18 protein-coding genes are annotated in these 15,053 nt (G+C 54.0%); 7 read left to right on the forward strand and 11 right to left on the reverse strand.

Going from position 1 to position 15,053, the window contains the following annotated elements:
* Positions 1-63: 63 nt before the first annotated feature.
* On the reverse strand, positions 64-984 hold the full coding sequence (locus ACFSO0_RS04040) for a DMT family transporter (protein WP_376876684.1): 921 nt from the start codon (positions 982-984) through the stop codon (positions 64-66).
* 350 nt (positions 985-1,334) lie between these two features.
* Here ACFSO0_RS04040 and ACFSO0_RS04045 point away from each other — a divergent pair, with 350 nt between their 5' ends.
* Both ACFSO0_RS04045 and ACFSO0_RS04050 read left to right on the forward strand, forming a co-directional pair.
* Positions 1,335-1,745 (forward strand): acyl-CoA thioesterase, encoded by a 411-nt coding sequence (locus ACFSO0_RS04045; RefSeq protein WP_376876687.1) that lies wholly within the window; start codon positions 1,335-1,337, stop codon positions 1,743-1,745.
* 72 nt (positions 1,746-1,817) lie between these two features.
* Positions 1,818-2,522 (forward strand): HAD family hydrolase, encoded by a 705-nt coding sequence (locus ACFSO0_RS04050; RefSeq protein WP_376876690.1) that lies wholly within the window; start codon positions 1,818-1,820, stop codon positions 2,520-2,522.
* Between the two features lie 128 nt (positions 2,523-2,650).
* Here the strand turns inward: ACFSO0_RS04050 and ACFSO0_RS04055 are convergent, their stop codons facing one another.
* Positions 2,651-3,532 carry a YitT family protein gene (locus ACFSO0_RS04055; RefSeq protein WP_376876693.1) on the reverse strand — a complete coding sequence of 294 codons (882 nt, stop codon included), beginning with the start codon at positions 3,530-3,532 and terminating at the stop codon, positions 2,651-2,653.
* Positions 3,533-3,769: 237 nt separating this feature from the next.
* On the opposite strand from ACFSO0_RS04055, the gene ACFSO0_RS04060 reads away from it, so the two are divergent.
* Complete coding sequence (locus tag ACFSO0_RS04060; RefSeq protein ID WP_376876696.1) at positions 3,770-3,901, forward strand: hypothetical protein; 132 nt, start codon at positions 3,770-3,772, stop codon at positions 3,899-3,901.
* A gap of 42 nt (positions 3,902-3,943) precedes the next feature.
* On the opposite strand, the gene ACFSO0_RS04065 is transcribed toward ACFSO0_RS04060, so the two are convergent.
* Entirely contained in the window at positions 3,944-4,144 is a 201-nt protein-coding gene (locus ACFSO0_RS04065) for a cold-shock protein (RefSeq protein WP_122905157.1), read from the reverse strand.
* A gap of 410 nt (positions 4,145-4,554) precedes the next feature.
* Here ACFSO0_RS04065 and ACFSO0_RS04070 point away from each other — a divergent pair, with 410 nt between their 5' ends.
* Both ACFSO0_RS04070 and ACFSO0_RS04075 read left to right on the forward strand, forming a co-directional pair.
* Complete coding sequence (locus tag ACFSO0_RS04070; RefSeq protein WP_376876699.1) at positions 4,555-5,220, forward strand: futalosine hydrolase; 666 nt, start codon at positions 4,555-4,557, stop codon at positions 5,218-5,220.
* Positions 5,217-6,047, forward strand: coding sequence for a 1,4-dihydroxy-6-naphtoate synthase (locus ACFSO0_RS04075; RefSeq protein WP_376876702.1), 831 nt, complete (start codon positions 5,217-5,219; stop codon positions 6,045-6,047). The genes ACFSO0_RS04070 and ACFSO0_RS04075 overlap by 4 nt, the downstream gene beginning before the upstream one ends.
* A gap of 83 nt (positions 6,048-6,130) precedes the next feature.
* Here the strand turns inward: ACFSO0_RS04075 and ACFSO0_RS04080 are convergent, their stop codons facing one another.
* Positions 6,131-6,673: a superoxide dismutase family protein gene (locus ACFSO0_RS04080; protein ID WP_376876705.1), complete on the reverse strand. Its 543-nt coding sequence runs from the start codon at positions 6,671-6,673 to the stop codon at positions 6,131-6,133.
* A gap of 96 nt (positions 6,674-6,769) precedes the next feature.
* Between ACFSO0_RS04080 and ACFSO0_RS04085 the strand changes: the two genes are divergently transcribed.
* Positions 6,770-6,961: a DUF2992 family protein gene (locus ACFSO0_RS04085; protein ID WP_376876923.1), complete on the forward strand. Its 192-nt coding sequence runs from the start codon at positions 6,770-6,772 to the stop codon at positions 6,959-6,961.
* A 71-nt stretch (positions 6,962-7,032) separates the two neighbouring features.
* Here ACFSO0_RS04085 and ACFSO0_RS04090 read toward each other — a convergent pair whose 3' ends face one another.
* The 7 genes from ACFSO0_RS04090 to rlmD all read right to left on the reverse strand — a co-directional run bounded on the left by ACFSO0_RS04090 (position 7,033) and on the right by rlmD (position 14,378).
* Entirely contained in the window at positions 7,033-7,581 is a 549-nt protein-coding gene (locus tag ACFSO0_RS04090; protein WP_376876708.1) for a histidine phosphatase family protein, read from the reverse strand.
* A gap of 177 nt (positions 7,582-7,758) precedes the next feature.
* Entirely contained in the window at positions 7,759-8,415 is a 657-nt protein-coding gene (gene bshB2 / locus ACFSO0_RS04095) for a bacillithiol biosynthesis deacetylase BshB2 (RefSeq protein ID WP_376876926.1), read from the reverse strand.
* Positions 8,416-8,437: 22 nt separating this feature from the next.
* Positions 8,438-8,782, reverse strand: coding sequence for a YojF family protein (locus ACFSO0_RS04100; RefSeq protein ID WP_376876711.1), 345 nt, complete (start codon positions 8,780-8,782; stop codon positions 8,438-8,440).
* Positions 8,783-9,003: 221 nt separating this feature from the next.
* Positions 9,004-9,318 carry a YciI family protein gene (locus tag ACFSO0_RS04105; RefSeq protein WP_376876714.1) on the reverse strand — a complete coding sequence of 105 codons (315 nt, stop codon included), beginning with the start codon at positions 9,316-9,318 and terminating at the stop codon, positions 9,004-9,006.
* 248 nt (positions 9,319-9,566) lie between these two features.
* A complete protein-coding gene (locus ACFSO0_RS04110) occupies positions 9,567-10,130 on the reverse strand; it encodes a cupin domain-containing protein (protein ID WP_376876717.1) in 564 nt (187 codons plus the stop codon).
* Between the two features lie 291 nt (positions 10,131-10,421).
* Complete coding sequence (locus tag ACFSO0_RS04115; protein ID WP_376876718.1) at positions 10,422-10,991, reverse strand: DUF4256 domain-containing protein; 570 nt, start codon at positions 10,989-10,991, stop codon at positions 10,422-10,424.
* A 2,004-nt stretch (positions 10,992-12,995) separates the two neighbouring features.
* Positions 12,996-14,378 carry a 23S rRNA (uracil(1939)-C(5))-methyltransferase RlmD gene (gene rlmD, locus ACFSO0_RS04120; protein ID WP_376876720.1) on the reverse strand — a complete coding sequence of 461 codons (1,383 nt, stop codon included), beginning with the start codon at positions 14,376-14,378 and terminating at the stop codon, positions 12,996-12,998.
* A gap of 178 nt (positions 14,379-14,556) precedes the next feature.
* Between rlmD and ACFSO0_RS04125 the strand changes: the two genes are divergently transcribed.
* On the forward strand, positions 14,557-14,898 hold the full coding sequence (locus tag ACFSO0_RS04125; protein ID WP_376876722.1) for a hypothetical protein: 342 nt from the start codon (positions 14,557-14,559) through the stop codon (positions 14,896-14,898).
* The last annotated feature ends 155 nt before the right edge of the window (positions 14,899-15,053 follow it).

The following is a 15,053-nucleotide window of genomic DNA, read 5'->3' on the forward strand; positions in this document are numbered from 1 at the left end:
TTGTACGTGGGTTTAGGACGGAAGCGGCAACCGCTTTTCCTGTCGGCGTATCCGTCAGGCGAGTTACGCTTTGCTCTGCTTCGAGGCGGACTGCTTCGGTTGCTGCAAGTTGGAGAGAGCCACGCCGAGGAAAATGAAGATCGCTCCGGCAAAAAAGCTCACGCCCAAATGCTCGTGCAGCAGCAGCCAGCCGAGGAAGGCGCCGACGATCGGCTGGACGAAGAAAAATCCGGCACCGCTGCCTGCGTTCATCAGTTCAAAGCCTTTGTTCCACAAATAAAACGCTCCGGCTGTGGAGATGATCCCGATGTACAGGACGCCTGCCCAGATTTCCCAGCCGAAATGCCACGAAACCGGGGTGACGGACAGCTCCCAGATCATGAGCGGGCTGGTGAAAAGAGTGCCGAACAAGGCGACGTACGTCGTGACGGCGAGCGAGGAGTACCGCTGCGTCGCTCTCTTGCTGAGCACCGTGTACAGCCCCCAACTGACAGCGGCGACGAGCAGGATCAGGTTGCCGGTCAGCGACGATTGGGCATCGGCTGCATCCGGCACGCCGATGACGATGAGAACGCCGACTGTCGCGAGCAGAATGCCTGCCAGCTGCTTCCAGGCGATGGTCTCCTTGAGCACCCAGACGGCGAAGATAGCGATAAAGGCAGGAGATGCCGATGTAATCAAGGCGCCCATATGAGCGGTGGACAGCTTGGTCCCCAGAAACTGGGCGGCAATCGAGATCGTGACGCCGACGAACGCGATCAGCATGATGAGCGGAAAATCTTTTTTCGCGATGTACTCCCGGCGCGCGACGACAAAGGCTCCGAGCACCGCCATGGCGATGACGAAGCGCAGAATCAGCAAGGTAAACGGGGGAATGACGTCGAGCACGACTTTGCTCACGACGTACACGCCGCCCCAGATGGCCGCAGCCAGCGTCAGGCAGATTGCGCCGAATAACTGTTGTTTCCATGATGCTTGGTTCATGTATAGCCCCTCCCGGAATGTTCATCAAATAGGCATGTCTTTTCCGTAGCCGAGGGGAGGATGTACGGACTTTCCCTCACGGCTAGGCGAGGGCTGCAGGTACATCACATTCAAACAGGGTGTGTGCCATCTTTTTTTCACCTCCTCATGATGTCGATGGGCAGCAGGGCAAAAAACAGGCCTGCTCAAGCACCGGGACCATTTCTGTTTTCCAAAAAAGAAAGTGACATGTACCTATTATAGAAAAAACGGAAGAAATGAACAGTCAAAATCTTTTGGAATATTGCGAATGAATGTTCACTCATTTTCAAAGCTCCGCTATACTGGAGGAAAGAAAAGGAGTGATGGAGATGCCGCATCAAATCGAATTCACGGTGCGATCCACGGATCTCGATTTCATCGGTCATGTCAACAATGCGAAATATTTGGAGTACATGGAGTGGGCACGGTTCGACTGGTTCTGGCAGACAGGGCTGACGCTGGACGAACTGCAGCGCCGCGCCGTCATGCCGGTAGTCGTCAACATCAATATCAACTACCGCAAGGAGCTGCGCATCCGCGAGCAGGTCGTGGCGAGGACGTCGGCTGTCAAGCTGGGGGGAAAGAGCTTCGTCATTCGCCATGAGCTGTTCAATCAGCGTGAGGAGCTCGTGGCGGACGCCGATGTGACGATGGTGATGATCGATGCAAACACGCGGCGCTCCACGGCCTTGCCCGCAGAGCTGCGTGAGGCGCTAAGTGCCGAGCTGGCGCTGCCATAGCTGCGGTCTCGCATGTTTCTCCCCTTTGCCACACTCTTTTCCGGTACAATGGAGGGGAGAGGAGTGACGGAGATGTCTGCTTTTACAACGATACTGTTCGACCTGGATGATACGCTGTTCGATTTTTCTGCGTGCTGGGAAAAAGGAATGCAGCAGACGATTGCGACCCATCCGCTGACGCACGATCTGGATGGAGCGGCATTGCTTGAGGCGCTGCGTCGGCACGGAGATGACTTGTGGGGCGATGTGATCGCCAAGCGCTGCGACTTTACCCAGTACCGCAGGCTACGGCTGCAGCGCTCCTTGGCGGATTTCGACCGGTCTACGAGTATCGAGGAAATCGACGGGTTTCAGCAGGCGTACGCGGATGCCTGCATGGAGGCGGTTACTCCCGACCCGTGCGTGCAGGCGCTGATCGCGGATTTGTCCGGGCACTACACGCTGGGGATCGTCACCAACGGGCCGGTGGACATGGCCTTTATCAAGCTGAACCGGCTGGGGCTGTCCGCTTACTTCCCGAAGGAACGCGTCTTTCTGTCCGAACTGATCGGTTACCACAAGCCTGACCCGCGCATCTATGCGGCGGTCCTGGAGACGCTGCAGGTCACGCCGGAGCAGGTGCTGTTTGTAGGAGATTCGTGGGAGGCGGATGTCGCTGGCCCGATCGATGCCGGGCTTTCGGCTGTCTGGATCAACCCGCAGGGGAAGCAGCCCACTACGAGCCACGCGCCGCTGGCGACGATCGAGCGGCTGGAGCAATTGCGTGCGTTTGTCTAAAATAGTAAAGAAGGAAAAAAGCAGCTGCCCGATCCGGCTTGGCCAGAGGGCGGCTGCTTTTTTGGGCGGGAGGGCTTTCTCCCTGATCGGATCGCCTTCGCAAAAAGGCGTTGTTGCTTTCGGTGACGCTAGTGAATGGCGTTTTTCTTGAACTGTCCGCCGCGCACGTCGTGGATGTTGCCGACTGCCAAAAAGGCGTTCGGGTCCAGCTCCTCGACGATCAGCTTCAGCTTTGCTTCTTCCAGACGGGTAATGATGCAAAAAACGACTTTTTTCTCATCCCCCGTATAGCCGCCTTCTCCTTTCAGATAGGTGACGCCCCGGCCCAGACGAGCCACGATGGCATCTCCCACTTCCTTGTAATGCTCGCTGATAATCCAGACGGACTTGGATTCCTGGAAGCCTTCGATGGTCAGATCGATCATTTTGAAAGCAATGTAATAGGCGATCAGCGAGTACATCGCGCGATCCCAGCCGAACACGAATCCGGCGCTGCCCAAAATGAAAAAGTTGAAAAACATGACGATCTCACCAACGGAGAACGGGGTCTTTTTATTGAACAGGACAGCGACGATTTCTGTGCCATCCAGAGATCCTCCGTAGCGAAGGACGAGCCCAACGCCAATTCCCAGGATGATTCCGCCGAAGACAGCAGCGAGCAACGGGTCATCGGTCAGTCCCGGAACCGAGTGCAGCAGCGTGGTTCCGATGGACATGATGGTTACGCCAAACAGCGTCGATATGGCAAACGTTTTTCCAATCTGCCTGTAACCGACAATCAGGAACGGCAAGTTGAGCAAAAAGAGGAAAATGCCGAGTGTCAATCCGGTCAAATGCGACATGATAATCGAAATGCCTACTATACCGCCATCAATAATTTGATTTGGAACCAGAAAAATTTCCAGACCAATCGAGACGAGAGAAGCACCGATCATGATGAAAAAGATTCGCTTCAGCAATTTTCCCAACGGCAATCTTTGGTGAGTCGATTTGGCATTCGTTTGTTCCATCGTTCCCCTCCCAAATATTGATTGTTTACAAGTTTATTATAACATTCATTTGAGCATATCAATTGCAAAAATGTGCGATCTTGTAAGAAAAAGTTGATTCTTAAGCAGAATTTGCAAAGAGGCCTGACAAGTCTTCTCTGTGCTCTCCTCGCAAAAACACACTACAATGTATGTGAGACGAGTCGTTTTCAGACGCTGTTTCTTCAGGAATAATGGCAAGAAGGAGGAGGGGATGAAGTGATTGGCTCAATCGTGTTGTTCCTGCTTGCGGGCTTGGCGGAGATCTGCTTCTCGATGGGTGAAGATACGGATGTACGTCACTTTTTGGCAGCAGGCCTTTCGGGAGAGAGCTTCCCATCGCGGAAATGAAAAAAGCTGCCCTTCACTACAGAAGGGCAGCTTTTGGAAACATTACAGTTTTACTACGTTCTCAGCTTGCGGTCCACGGTTGCCTTCTACTACGTTGAACTCAACGCGTTGGCCTTCTTCGAGGGTTTTGAAGCCTTCGCCTACGATTGCGCTGAAGTGAACGAATACATCGTTGCCGCCTTCAACTGCGATGAAGCCATAACCTTTTTCAGCGTTGAACCATTTAACTGTACCTGTTTGCATGAGTGTTACCTCCAAAAAAATTAAAGTAAATATGCAACTTTTATTTATGGGTAAAATAAAAATTCACACATTGGAAAAGGTTCAAACACATGTAAACCCTTTACAATATGTGAACGCTTAACAAAATCTTTTATTTACCGTAATAGTACCACAGCCTGCAGCGGAAAGCAAACAAAAATACGAAAAGAAGCATGGCAGGAAGTGTTTCCGGCTGATAATCTGCCCGACGAAGAAAACGAATCTGCCGGAGCAGACGACCCGTAGATTTGGGCAGCTCATTGCAGATTTTTTCTGGAATTTGACAAACTGTCCAAACAACTTTACACCGAGTGAAAGTAGCGATAACGTTGGGAGTGGAATGAATGTCAAATCAGCAAAAACAGCAGGAGACAGAAAGGAGGAAGAAGTGCATGGATGCAGCACAAACAGAAAAGCGGGTGCTCGTCGTAACGTCCGTGGAGGCGGAGCGTGATGCGGTTCTGTGCGGACTGGGCGGCGACACCCGGTTTGCTGTGCGCGTCGGGGGAGTGGGGCCGATGGCAGCGGCGGCGAGCACGGCGAGAATCGCGGCGACCGAGGGGCCGTACGATCTGGTCGTGTGCGCCGGAATCAGCGGCGGCTTCGTCGAGCATGCAGAAGTCGGTTCGCTGGTCGTGGCCAGTGAAATCGTGTGCGCCGACCTTGGGGCAGAGACGGCGGAAGGCTTTCTTAGCCTGGACGAGCTCGGCTTCGGCTCGGCGCGCGTCCCGGTGGAACAGAAGCTGGCGGCGCGGCTGACAGAGAGATTGCAGGAAGCAGGACTGCCCGCAAAGCTGGCACCGGTCCTCACCTTGTCGACGGTGACAGGCACAGCCGAGACGGCGGCGGCCTTGTCCAGACGGATGCCGGAAGCGGCCGCAGAAGCGATGGAAGGATACGGCGTGGCCGTCGCCGCACAGGCTGCCGGACTGCCCGTGCTGGAAATTCGGGCGGTATCCAACGCGATTGGCCCGCGCGACAAATCTGCTTGGCGAATCAAGGACGCATTGGCTGCGCTGGAAGCGGCCAGCTCCGTACTACGGGAGGTAATTCAATGAAGATCGCATTTTCTCCATGTCCCAATGACACGTTTGTCTTTCACGCCTGGGTGCACGGCCTGATCCCCGGTGCCCCCGAGCTTGATGTGATGTACGCCGATATCGATATTACGAACCATTTGGCGATTAACAAAGAAGGCCCCGAGGTCATGAAAATTTCCTACGCGGCTCTGCCGTGGGTTTTGCAGGACTACGCGCTCATTCCGTGCGGCGGCGCTCTCGGCCGAGGCTGCGGTCCGCTCGTCCTGACGCAGGACAGCAGCGACCCTGCGCAGCTCTCGGGCAAACGGGTGGCCGTTCCGAGCGAACGTTCCACAGCCTACCTGCTGTTCCGTCTGTGGGCGGCGCAAAACGTACCGGGGGGCGTCGGCGAGATCGTCGTCATGCCGTTCCATGAAATCATGCCGGCTGTGCGCGACGGGAAGATGGACGCGGGACTGGTCATCCATGAAGCGCGGTTTACGTACCAAAACTACGGCCTGACGCTGATGACCGACCTTGGCAGCTGGTGGGAGGCAGATACGGGCCTGCCGATTCCGCTGGGGGCGATCATCGCGCGGCGCGGCATGGACATCGAGGCTTTGACCCGCTGGACGCGGGCATCCGTCGAATATGCGTGGGCGCATCCGGAAGCATCGAAGGGATACGTGGCCAGCCACGCCCAGGAGCTGGCTCCGGAAGTGACCCAGGCGCATATTGATTTGTACGTCAATGAATTTACCCGCGACCTGGGCGAAGACGGCTTCGCAGCGATCACGGGCCTGCTCACCCGCGCGGCAGACGAGGGGCTTGTTCCGCAATTCGATCCTGCCCTTTTGCGCGGCTAGTTTGGGAAGAAAGAGAGAGAAAAGCTCTGCAGCGAGAAAGGTCGTTGCAGAGCTTTTTTGCCGTGGGACCAGGTTGAACCGAATCAGGCGTAGATGACGCCGCATGCCAGACGCTTGCCGGAATTGCCGGATGGCTGGGTGCGAAAGTCGTCCGGATTTTGATGGATGATGATCGTCTTGCCGATGACGTCTGCCGCGCGGAATTTGTTTGTGAAAAAGGTCATGCGGGCATAGCCGTCGTTGGAAAAGAGCACGGGAAAATCGCCGGCGTGGTTGCCGTGCGGCTGGTTGGTCGGGTTCCAGTGGGAGCCGGCGGATTGAAACGGATCGTTCGGGTCGCCGATGATGCAGGCGCCTTTGTCATGCAGATGAAGACCGAATGGGCCGATCGGCTGCTGGTCGCCGCTCGCAGGCCGGTATTCGGGAAGACCGCTGACTTCTACGAGCACTTCTGTGCCATAGGGGACGTCGGCGAACACGGCAATTCCGCGCAAGTTGGGAGCCAGTGGTCCGCCGTAGATGTCTGCAAAGGCTTGGGTAGGGACTGTTGTATAGGTGTGCCTGGAGGAAACTTCCTGCGGGTAATATCCATATGGTTGATACCCGTATGGTCGATACCAGTTCATGCCAAACTTCATCCTCGCTGTCTGGATTATTCTCTTTACCTATATGAATGAGATGGGCGTCAGGTTCCAGAACGTGCCGGAGGGGAGAGGGAGAACCTGGCGAGGCAGGTCGCGCGCGAGATGGCGCAAAGAGGCGTCTCCACCTACGCCCAGGAAGCTTTGAAGCTGGAGCATGCAGCGAGGAAAAAGGAGAGGCGGACCTGCTCCCGCCAGCAAAAGGAAGAACGAAAAGAGCGCCTGCGAGAGCTCAAGGTGCAAAAAGCAAAAGCGAAGCATCGCGGAAAGTAAGGCATGCAGCCCCCTCGGCCCTGTGAGGTGAGGGGGATTTTTTTTGGCCGATGTACCTTATGACGGTCGAGTCACTCTGTCCAAATGCGCCGCGGGACAGGGCCATCCTGCCCGGGCGAGAAGGTGAGCAGGTACACATCAGGATTGGTGAGCGCTTCCCATTCCGCAAAGCCGATCCTGTCGTCGAAATATTTGAGCAGAAGCGAGAGCAGGTTTCCGTGGGAGACGATGACCGCACATCGGCACTCCCTGCAAAGGACGTCCTCGACGACAGCGACGGCCCGTTTCATCGCGGCCCGGCTGGATTCGCCGCCGGGGCAGCAAAAGTCGAGGTCATCGAAAGATTTGCGAAGCAGCTCGTACCAGTCGGGAAGGTCCCGATCAGCCAGCACCCTTTCCGCCAATCGCGCATCCAGTGTGATGTCCAGCCCCATCTTGTCGGCAAGCGGCTGGATGGTCCGGACTGCTCTTTCAAACGGGCTGGAGAGGATGAGATCGACGGTTTTATCAGAGAAAAACTGTGCGAGCCGCTCTGCTTGCTGCACGCCAAGCTCTGTCAGGGGAGCGTCAGGCGCTTGCCCGGCAGCTTTGCAGTGGCGCACGAGATAGATTTGTTTCATGGGGGCACTCCTTTTCTTGGGGATAAGGCAATGGAGAAACAGCAGCGTTCACTTTGCTGCCGTCAGGAAATCATTTGGCTGTTCATTCCGCCGTTTCTGTCACGGGAAGGGGAAGAATCTAAAAAGGACAGAGCATCTGCGGTTCATGCTGACGACTCTATCCTTTTTCGTGATGTGTTACTCAACGCGATAGGTCCAGAAGCGTTCGGTCCCGAAGCGCTGCTGAATCTCTTTGGATGTATGGTCTGCACCGTTTAGCAGTTCTGCGACCTGGAACTGGGAGCGGTGCGCGAGAATCGACTGGACCTTTTGCGGCAAAAACTCCATTACGTCTACCAGCACGTCCGGTTTGCCGATGCCTTGCTCCAGGTTTTTGGCGAAGGCGAGGCAGAGCACGCGCGGACGCTGCTCCTTTGGCAGTCTTCCTACCGTCCGCACGACAGCCGCTCCGGTCGCATCGTGGTCGGGGTGGACGCTGTAGCCGGGATAGAACGTATAGATCACCGCTGGGCGCACTTCCTCGATGATGGCGTTGATCTTTTCGTCCAGCAAATCCTGATCCTCGAACTCGATTGTCTTGTCGTGGAATCCGAGCAAGCGCAAGTCCTGGATGCCGATGGCCTGGCACGATGCCTCCAGCTCTTTTTTACGGATGGAAGGGAGCGTCACCCGTGTGGCAAAAGGAGGAACCCCCATGTTTCGTCCCATCTCGCCCAGCGTGAGGCAGGCGTAGGTAACCGTGGCGCCGTCTTTGATATGCTTGGCCAGTGTGCCGGATAAGCCAAATGCCTCGTCATCCGGATGAGGCAGCACAACAAGTATATGTTGCTTCATGGTCATGTTCATCTCCTCTTCCCTAGAAAGGCTGTCGGCTTAACTGCAAGGATACGATCAATTTGCCCTGGCTGTCGTGACCTGCCAGGATCAACCGTTCGGATTCGGTGTCTTCGTAGTGGGTCAGACCTTCGGAGTAGACCCAGCCGTGCTCCATCTTCAGCCCGACGCGGTACGGTCCATTCCCCGAGATCGAGCCGTGCGAAAAGCGGACGACGGCGTTGGTGATGAAGGTTGCGGCAGGGTGTTTGGTGCTATCAAAATGAGCGGCATACGCGCCCGTAGTCATTTCCAGATGGATGTACAAATCCTGATCTTTCAGCTTGTCGATTCTGCGCTGCACTTCCGTTGGCTGGATCAGCTGCATCGTTGTGCCCCCTATCTAAAAATATGGAACAGCGGTCTTACTTTCCCTAACATTAGAAAACCTCTACTCCGATGTCAAGATGGCACAGCCCGCAGAAGTGCGAAAGCAAGAGTTTGGTGCAGCAGGGTATTTACGGCCAGAATATCCAGCAAGTCGGCCTGGCGCGTCCAGACGGGGAAGGGGGGGAGGGACCGTGTTCCGGGAACTGTATGCACGAGCCGTTACTGCGACAGGCTGGACAGCGCCACATGGAACGGGAACAGCTCTGCCTTCATGACGCCGCCGACGACAGCTGGATCGTTCTCCATGATTTCCCGCGCTTCGTCCAAGGAGGCCGCTTTGAACACGACGATGCCAAATGTGGTCTCATCCACCGGAGACGTCCGCCCGGCCATAATCAGCGTGCCTTGCTCCCTGTAATTTTTCAGGTAGTGAAAGTGCCGCCCGACGATCTCCCGGTGCTCGTCCGTCCAGTTTTTCTCGTTATGAAAGGCCGGCAGCAGCCGGAGTACGTAGATGAAAGTTTGTTGGGTCATGGGGATACCTCGCTTTTTAACAAATTTGAAGGGACAAGGCTACACTCGTGTGCACTCATATCGATGAAAACATCGACTGGAAAAAGGCATATAGTTCCATTCTAACACGGTACTCCATAAGCGATAACGGAAGCGCTGGCGGAGGCGTCCGATATTGTCATGCTTGCAGTCAAGCCGAAAGACTCCCGCGAAGTGCTACAGCGTGCAGGCCGGTATAGGCCCGTCCAAAACCTGCCGCGCCGCTCCCATCATTGGGAGCGGTGGCTTTCTTCGGCTGACATGGCATCGGCCTTCGTCTCATGGACAGTCCCATATGGATGGTGAGGTGGCGCATAAATGACGTAAACTTTCAGCGGAGTGTTCCCGGTATTGGTTACGTTGTGCCATTTTCCTGCGGGGATCATAATGGCATAGTCCGCATAGGCCATTTTTTCAAAATCCAACCGATCTTTGCGGTCACCCATCTGGACAAGCCCCTGGCCTTCTTCAATCCGAATGAATTGATCGGTTTCCGGATGAACTTCCAAACCGATGTCGTCCCCGACCGGAATGCTCATCACCGTCACCTGAAAATGCTTCCCTGTCCACAAAGCCGTGCGATAATTGGTGTTTTGCTTGGCAGCCTGGTCGATGTTCACGACAAAGGGATTCGGCCCGTAATCCCGCAGGGCAATTCCGTCGTAAAACGGATGCCAGTGGCTGTACTGCCAGCTGTACAAATGGGGGTTCCACTGATAATTCCACAGGCTGTTATTCCAGCTGCCCTGAACAGGATAAAACCACTGATCGTGATACCACGCATGACTGTACATATGATCCTCGTCTCCTCACTTCTTCATGGTCTACCCTAGTTGTATGCGCCTGCCTAATGGAATGAATACCGAAATTGGCAAGAATGGGCGGGGGCCTACGCGTGACAACCGTGAACCTGCCTGCCAGCTTTCAGACGAAGGGCGTTCTCCACTTCGCAGATTTGCCCAAAAGAAAAGGCCAAACCCGGTTTTCAGAGTTTAGCCTCCTTCAATGCTATGGTAACGTCAACAGCCACACCACCCGCTCATGCTTGGATGGAGCAAAAGCACAACGCCAACTCCCGCTGCTTCCTAGACCCGCAGCGAACCGCGGAATCCTCTTGCAGCATAGTAGGATTCGGCGCCATTGTGGTACACGAAAACCGTGTCGTAACGACGATCGCAAAAGATGGCTCCGCCAAGCTTTCTGATGCTGGCCGGTGTTTGCACCCAGCTTGACGTTTTCAAATCGAAAGCGCCGAGCTTCTGCAGCTCCCGGTACTGTTCTTCTGTTAACAGCTCAACGCCCATGGCGGCTGCCATTTCAACCGCACTGTTTTGCGGCTTATGTTCCTTCCTCGACTCCAGCGCTTCGCGGTCGTAACAAACACTTCTGCGACCTTTGGGACTTTCCGCCGAACAATCGTAAAAAATGTATTCGCCCGTCTTTTCGTCGTAAGCGACAACATCCGGTTCGCCGGCAGTTCTCTCCATTTCATGAAGCGCCCACAGTTTTTCGGGATGAGCTTCGAGCTTTGCCTGGACATTGGCCCATTCCATCCCTTGATGGCGGTTCATGTTTTTCTCGAAGCGGGTTTTCAAGGTGTGAAGCAGCTCTTCGCGTTGTTCCGGCGATAATTCCTTTTTCTCACTGGTTGCCATGTTTATTTCTCCCTTCAAATGTGGTTTTGATGAGCAGCGCACAGCACTTCGCGATGGGTGGGTTGCGGTTAAATGGACAACCTTGATGTGGCAGCATTCGCGACCCCTGCATCAGTCATTTGTGCCTAATTAAATGCTCTCTGTTGGTTTTACCTCAAGATTTTCTAGTGCTCGTATAAAAATTTGTGAATCCGTTTCTTAATTCCTTCTTGTTCAGAGATAAGTATCGTTGTGAAATATTATTCAATGCCAAGAGCCTGTCATCAGCAAAAATAGTCATCTCGCCCATGTCACCTTTCCCCCACCGCCTACTCCGCCTTACAGCCGCAAGGCTTCACAGCCTTTCCCTCTCCCCTCCTCCCAGTTTTCCCCTGTAATTAAAGTCGTCACAAGAGCAGGGTAAAAATCGGAGCCAGAACGGAGAAAATCGGGGTCAAAAAAGCAATTAATGTCGTGTGAAAGGCACGGGAAAGAGCGGGGGATTGGGCTTAGGTTTGAGACACTGATCGGAGAAAAAATCGGAGAAATTGATCGAGATAAAACAGGAGAAAAATGCTCGAAGTCCTTGCCCCACAGGGCTTTCCTTCTTCTCCCCTCATAATAAATCCTCTCCCCTGATTTACGAAAAAAGCCGAGGAAAAACAGGAGTGGATACCCGCATCTCGCTCGGCTGGTGGCACGACTATTTAAGCTTTCGTACAACTGTTTATGCTTTGAGATCACTGAAATTGCTTGTTACAGAGCCGTAATATTACTGTACTGTAATGCAGTGTAGTCATTTGTAATCATTCCGAGTAATATTTTTTATTATGAGGATGTTCTAGTTTATGTTGGCTGATGTTATACTTTATCACCAGTTTATCACCAGTTTTGTCACAACGGAGGGGCTGGGTTTAGCAAGCCGTAAAGTATTGAAATGGGTGCATAAGTAAAAAAATAGAGGGGTGAGAGCCCCTCTTTGCATTTTCTATATATATATACCATAGTATTATAGCTGCCATTGAGCAGTTCATCAAAGTCACATGACTGAAACATATACAAAAACGGCAACCAATATCGCTAATCGCAGGACAACACGCCATATCGACGCGTACCATGCATTTTTTGAAGCGTTGAAGTAAACGGGGAGGTGGAAAACGGGCGCATTGTCTTCTGGTTTATTTACGTTATAAATTATTTCGATTGCCCCTTTGCGTATCGGCCTGAAATAAATCGTGTTTTTGTACGTCTTCCCCTTCGCTTTGAATTGATAATGGTACCTTTTGTTCCTCGTCGTTGTGTGTTCGTCATAACTCTCATATTCTTCTGTGTCAAGACCCACTGTAACGCGCCGTCCATGCCTAAGCAGCTGTAGGCGGCTCCATCCCCGGAAAGCTGTCATTAGCGCAAAAATGCCAAACAGGACAAGACAGACGGAATACCAGGGCATGTCCTCATGTCCCTCAGTAACAGTGATTAGTTCAAGTAGAAACATAATGAACAAGGTGAACCACAATAAAAACCAGAAAGAACAAAAAGTAGCGACCGCTGCCAACCAATGCACTCGATTCAGATGATTCTCCATTGCGACCTCCGTTCTCATGGTGTGATTTTCAAATGATAGCTTTAAGTTATTCTTGGTGTAACAGGGAAATCCAGTTGCACAAGAAGCTCCGACTTTTCGTATTCATACCCCCTGCCTTGAAGACGTGTGGTTTAACTTCTGGAAAGGAGTTCGTACAGTGACGGAATGGATTCGCATCCCCCCGAAAGTGCTTCGTCCATTGCAGGTTGGTGCATGAAAAGAAGGAGGCTCCTGCATTTCGCTGACAAGTCCCACCAACTTGCAAAACCAAGAGTTGGACTGTCAACACCACACTAGACAGATTCTTTACATACCTTCTTTTTGCAAGTGTGCATAAGCTATTGTAGGCTTGGATAAGATATATTTTGATTTGCATTTCTAGACAAAGAGAGGGGATATTCCCCTCTATTCGTTAATTACGCCAATACATCTCAGAATTCTTACTTCCTCACTAACAGCGAACAGCACTCCACATGCCCCGTATGCGGAAACATATCCACCGGCTGCACATTGACCAGCTTGTACTTCGCCTGCAGCTTGGCAATATCCTTCGCCAGCGTGGACGGGTTGCAGGACACGTACACGATCTTTTCCGGCGTTACGTCCAGCAGGGAGCGGATCAGCGCGTCGTCCAGTCCTGTCCGCGGCGGGTCCACCACTACGACATCCGGGCGGACGCCCTGCTTCGCCCATTTGGGCATCAGTTGTTCGGCGCGGCCGACGTGGAAGGTGGCGTTGGCGATGCCGTTGTGTTCAGCGTTGCGGCGGGCGTCGTCGACGGCTTCCGGGATCAGCTCGATGCCTCGGACCTCGCGAGCGTAGGGGGCGAGCCACAGCCCGATCGTGCCTGTGCCGCAGTACAGGTCCAGCACCAGCTCGCTGCCCGTCAGGCCGGCCGCTTTTTTGACCTCGTCGTACAGCTTTTTCGTCTGCTCCGGATTGAGCTGGAAAAACGCGCGGGCCGACAGGGCAAACGACAGCTCGCCCAGCCGCTCCGTGATGGTTGGCTTGCCCCACAGGACCGTAGTCTTGTCACCGAAGACCAGCGACGTCTTCTGGCTGTTCACGTTTTGCGTGATGCCTGTCAACTGGGGGAGGCGTGTGCGCAGCTCCAGGATCAGCTCCTTGATCCGGGGGATGTCCGGCGTGGCCGTGACCAGTGTCAGCTGCGTCTCTCCTGTGCCGAATGCGACCCGCGCTACGATCGTGCGGATGACGCCTTTTCGTTTGCGCTCGTCGTATATCGGGATGCCCAGTTCCTCGAGCACCTGTTTGGCCGTCTGAACGATCCGGCTCGTCGCCTCGTGCTGGACCTGGCAGCCTTCCAGATTCACCAGCTTGTGGCTGCCTGCCTGGTACAGGCCCGCGATGAGCTTGCCGCCCTGCTGGCCGACCTGGAACTGCGCCTTGTTGCGATACCCCCACGGATTTTCCATGCCGATCGTGTCTGCCACGGGGGGATTGTCCAGACGGGCGTATTTGCGCAGCGACTCTGCGACGATTTCCTTCTTGCTCGTAAGCTGCGCCTGATATTCCATGTGCTGCAAGCTGCATCCGCCGCATTCCTCGTAGACCGGACAGGGCGGTACGGTGCGGGACTTCGATTTTTCTACGACCCGCAGCAGCCGCGCGAACGCGTATTTTTCCTTGACCTCCGTCACTTCCGCATGCACCACTTCGCCGGGCAAGGCTTTGTCGACGAATACGATTTTGCGTTTGAAATAGCCGATCCCTTCGCCGTTGATCCCCAGGCTTTTGATCGTCAGGGTCATCTGCTGGCCGACGCGGATGGCGGCGTCTTGTTTCTGTTGAACCGGTTTCATCTGCTTTGTTTCCCCTTACACGTTGGATTGTCCCCCTATTATAGAGGAAATCCGGCGCGGGTGCATGCGGGCGCGGAGCTTGCGGCGGACTTGCCTTTCACAAATAATGGCAACTTCCTCCCCAGCCTTGTTTTTGTTATAATAATGCGGAGAATTGATGAGGGAGTTGTGACGCTGGATGCAAGAGCTATTTGACAAAATGAAAGAATATCTCAACATGGATACCGAGATTTCCTTCGATGAGTTTGACGGATACTATAAAAAAGTGGTGGCGTTCCTTGGCGACAACTGGACAAGCCTGAATGAAGACGAAACGATGCACATGCTGTTCGTCCTCGACAACCTCAAGTCCAACGGGGAAGACCGCGCCAAGCGCAAGACAAAGGAAGCGAAAAAATACGCGAAAATGGCACAGCGCTCCGAGATTTGGGCAAATGCACTGATCAACCGCCTGCGCGAAGCCGGCCTGAACGACGAAGAGATCGGCAAGCGTTACGAAGCGATCTACGAAGCCGTGTAAGGAAAAAGGACATACAAAGCAAAAAGAAGAAGGATGCAGTTGCCAGGACGGCTGCATCCTTTTTGTATAGCGAATGGAAAAGGGCAATGCCAGCTCGCTCGCGCCACGTTCCTGACCGTCCGTTCAGCACATTCTCTTTGACAACGCCTCCTTCC

Origin of the sequence: Brevibacillus sp. GCM10020057, from assembly GCF_042683565.1 — a bacterium.
Taxonomy (GTDB): domain Bacteria; phylum Bacillota; class Bacilli; order Brevibacillales; family Brevibacillaceae; genus Brevibacillus.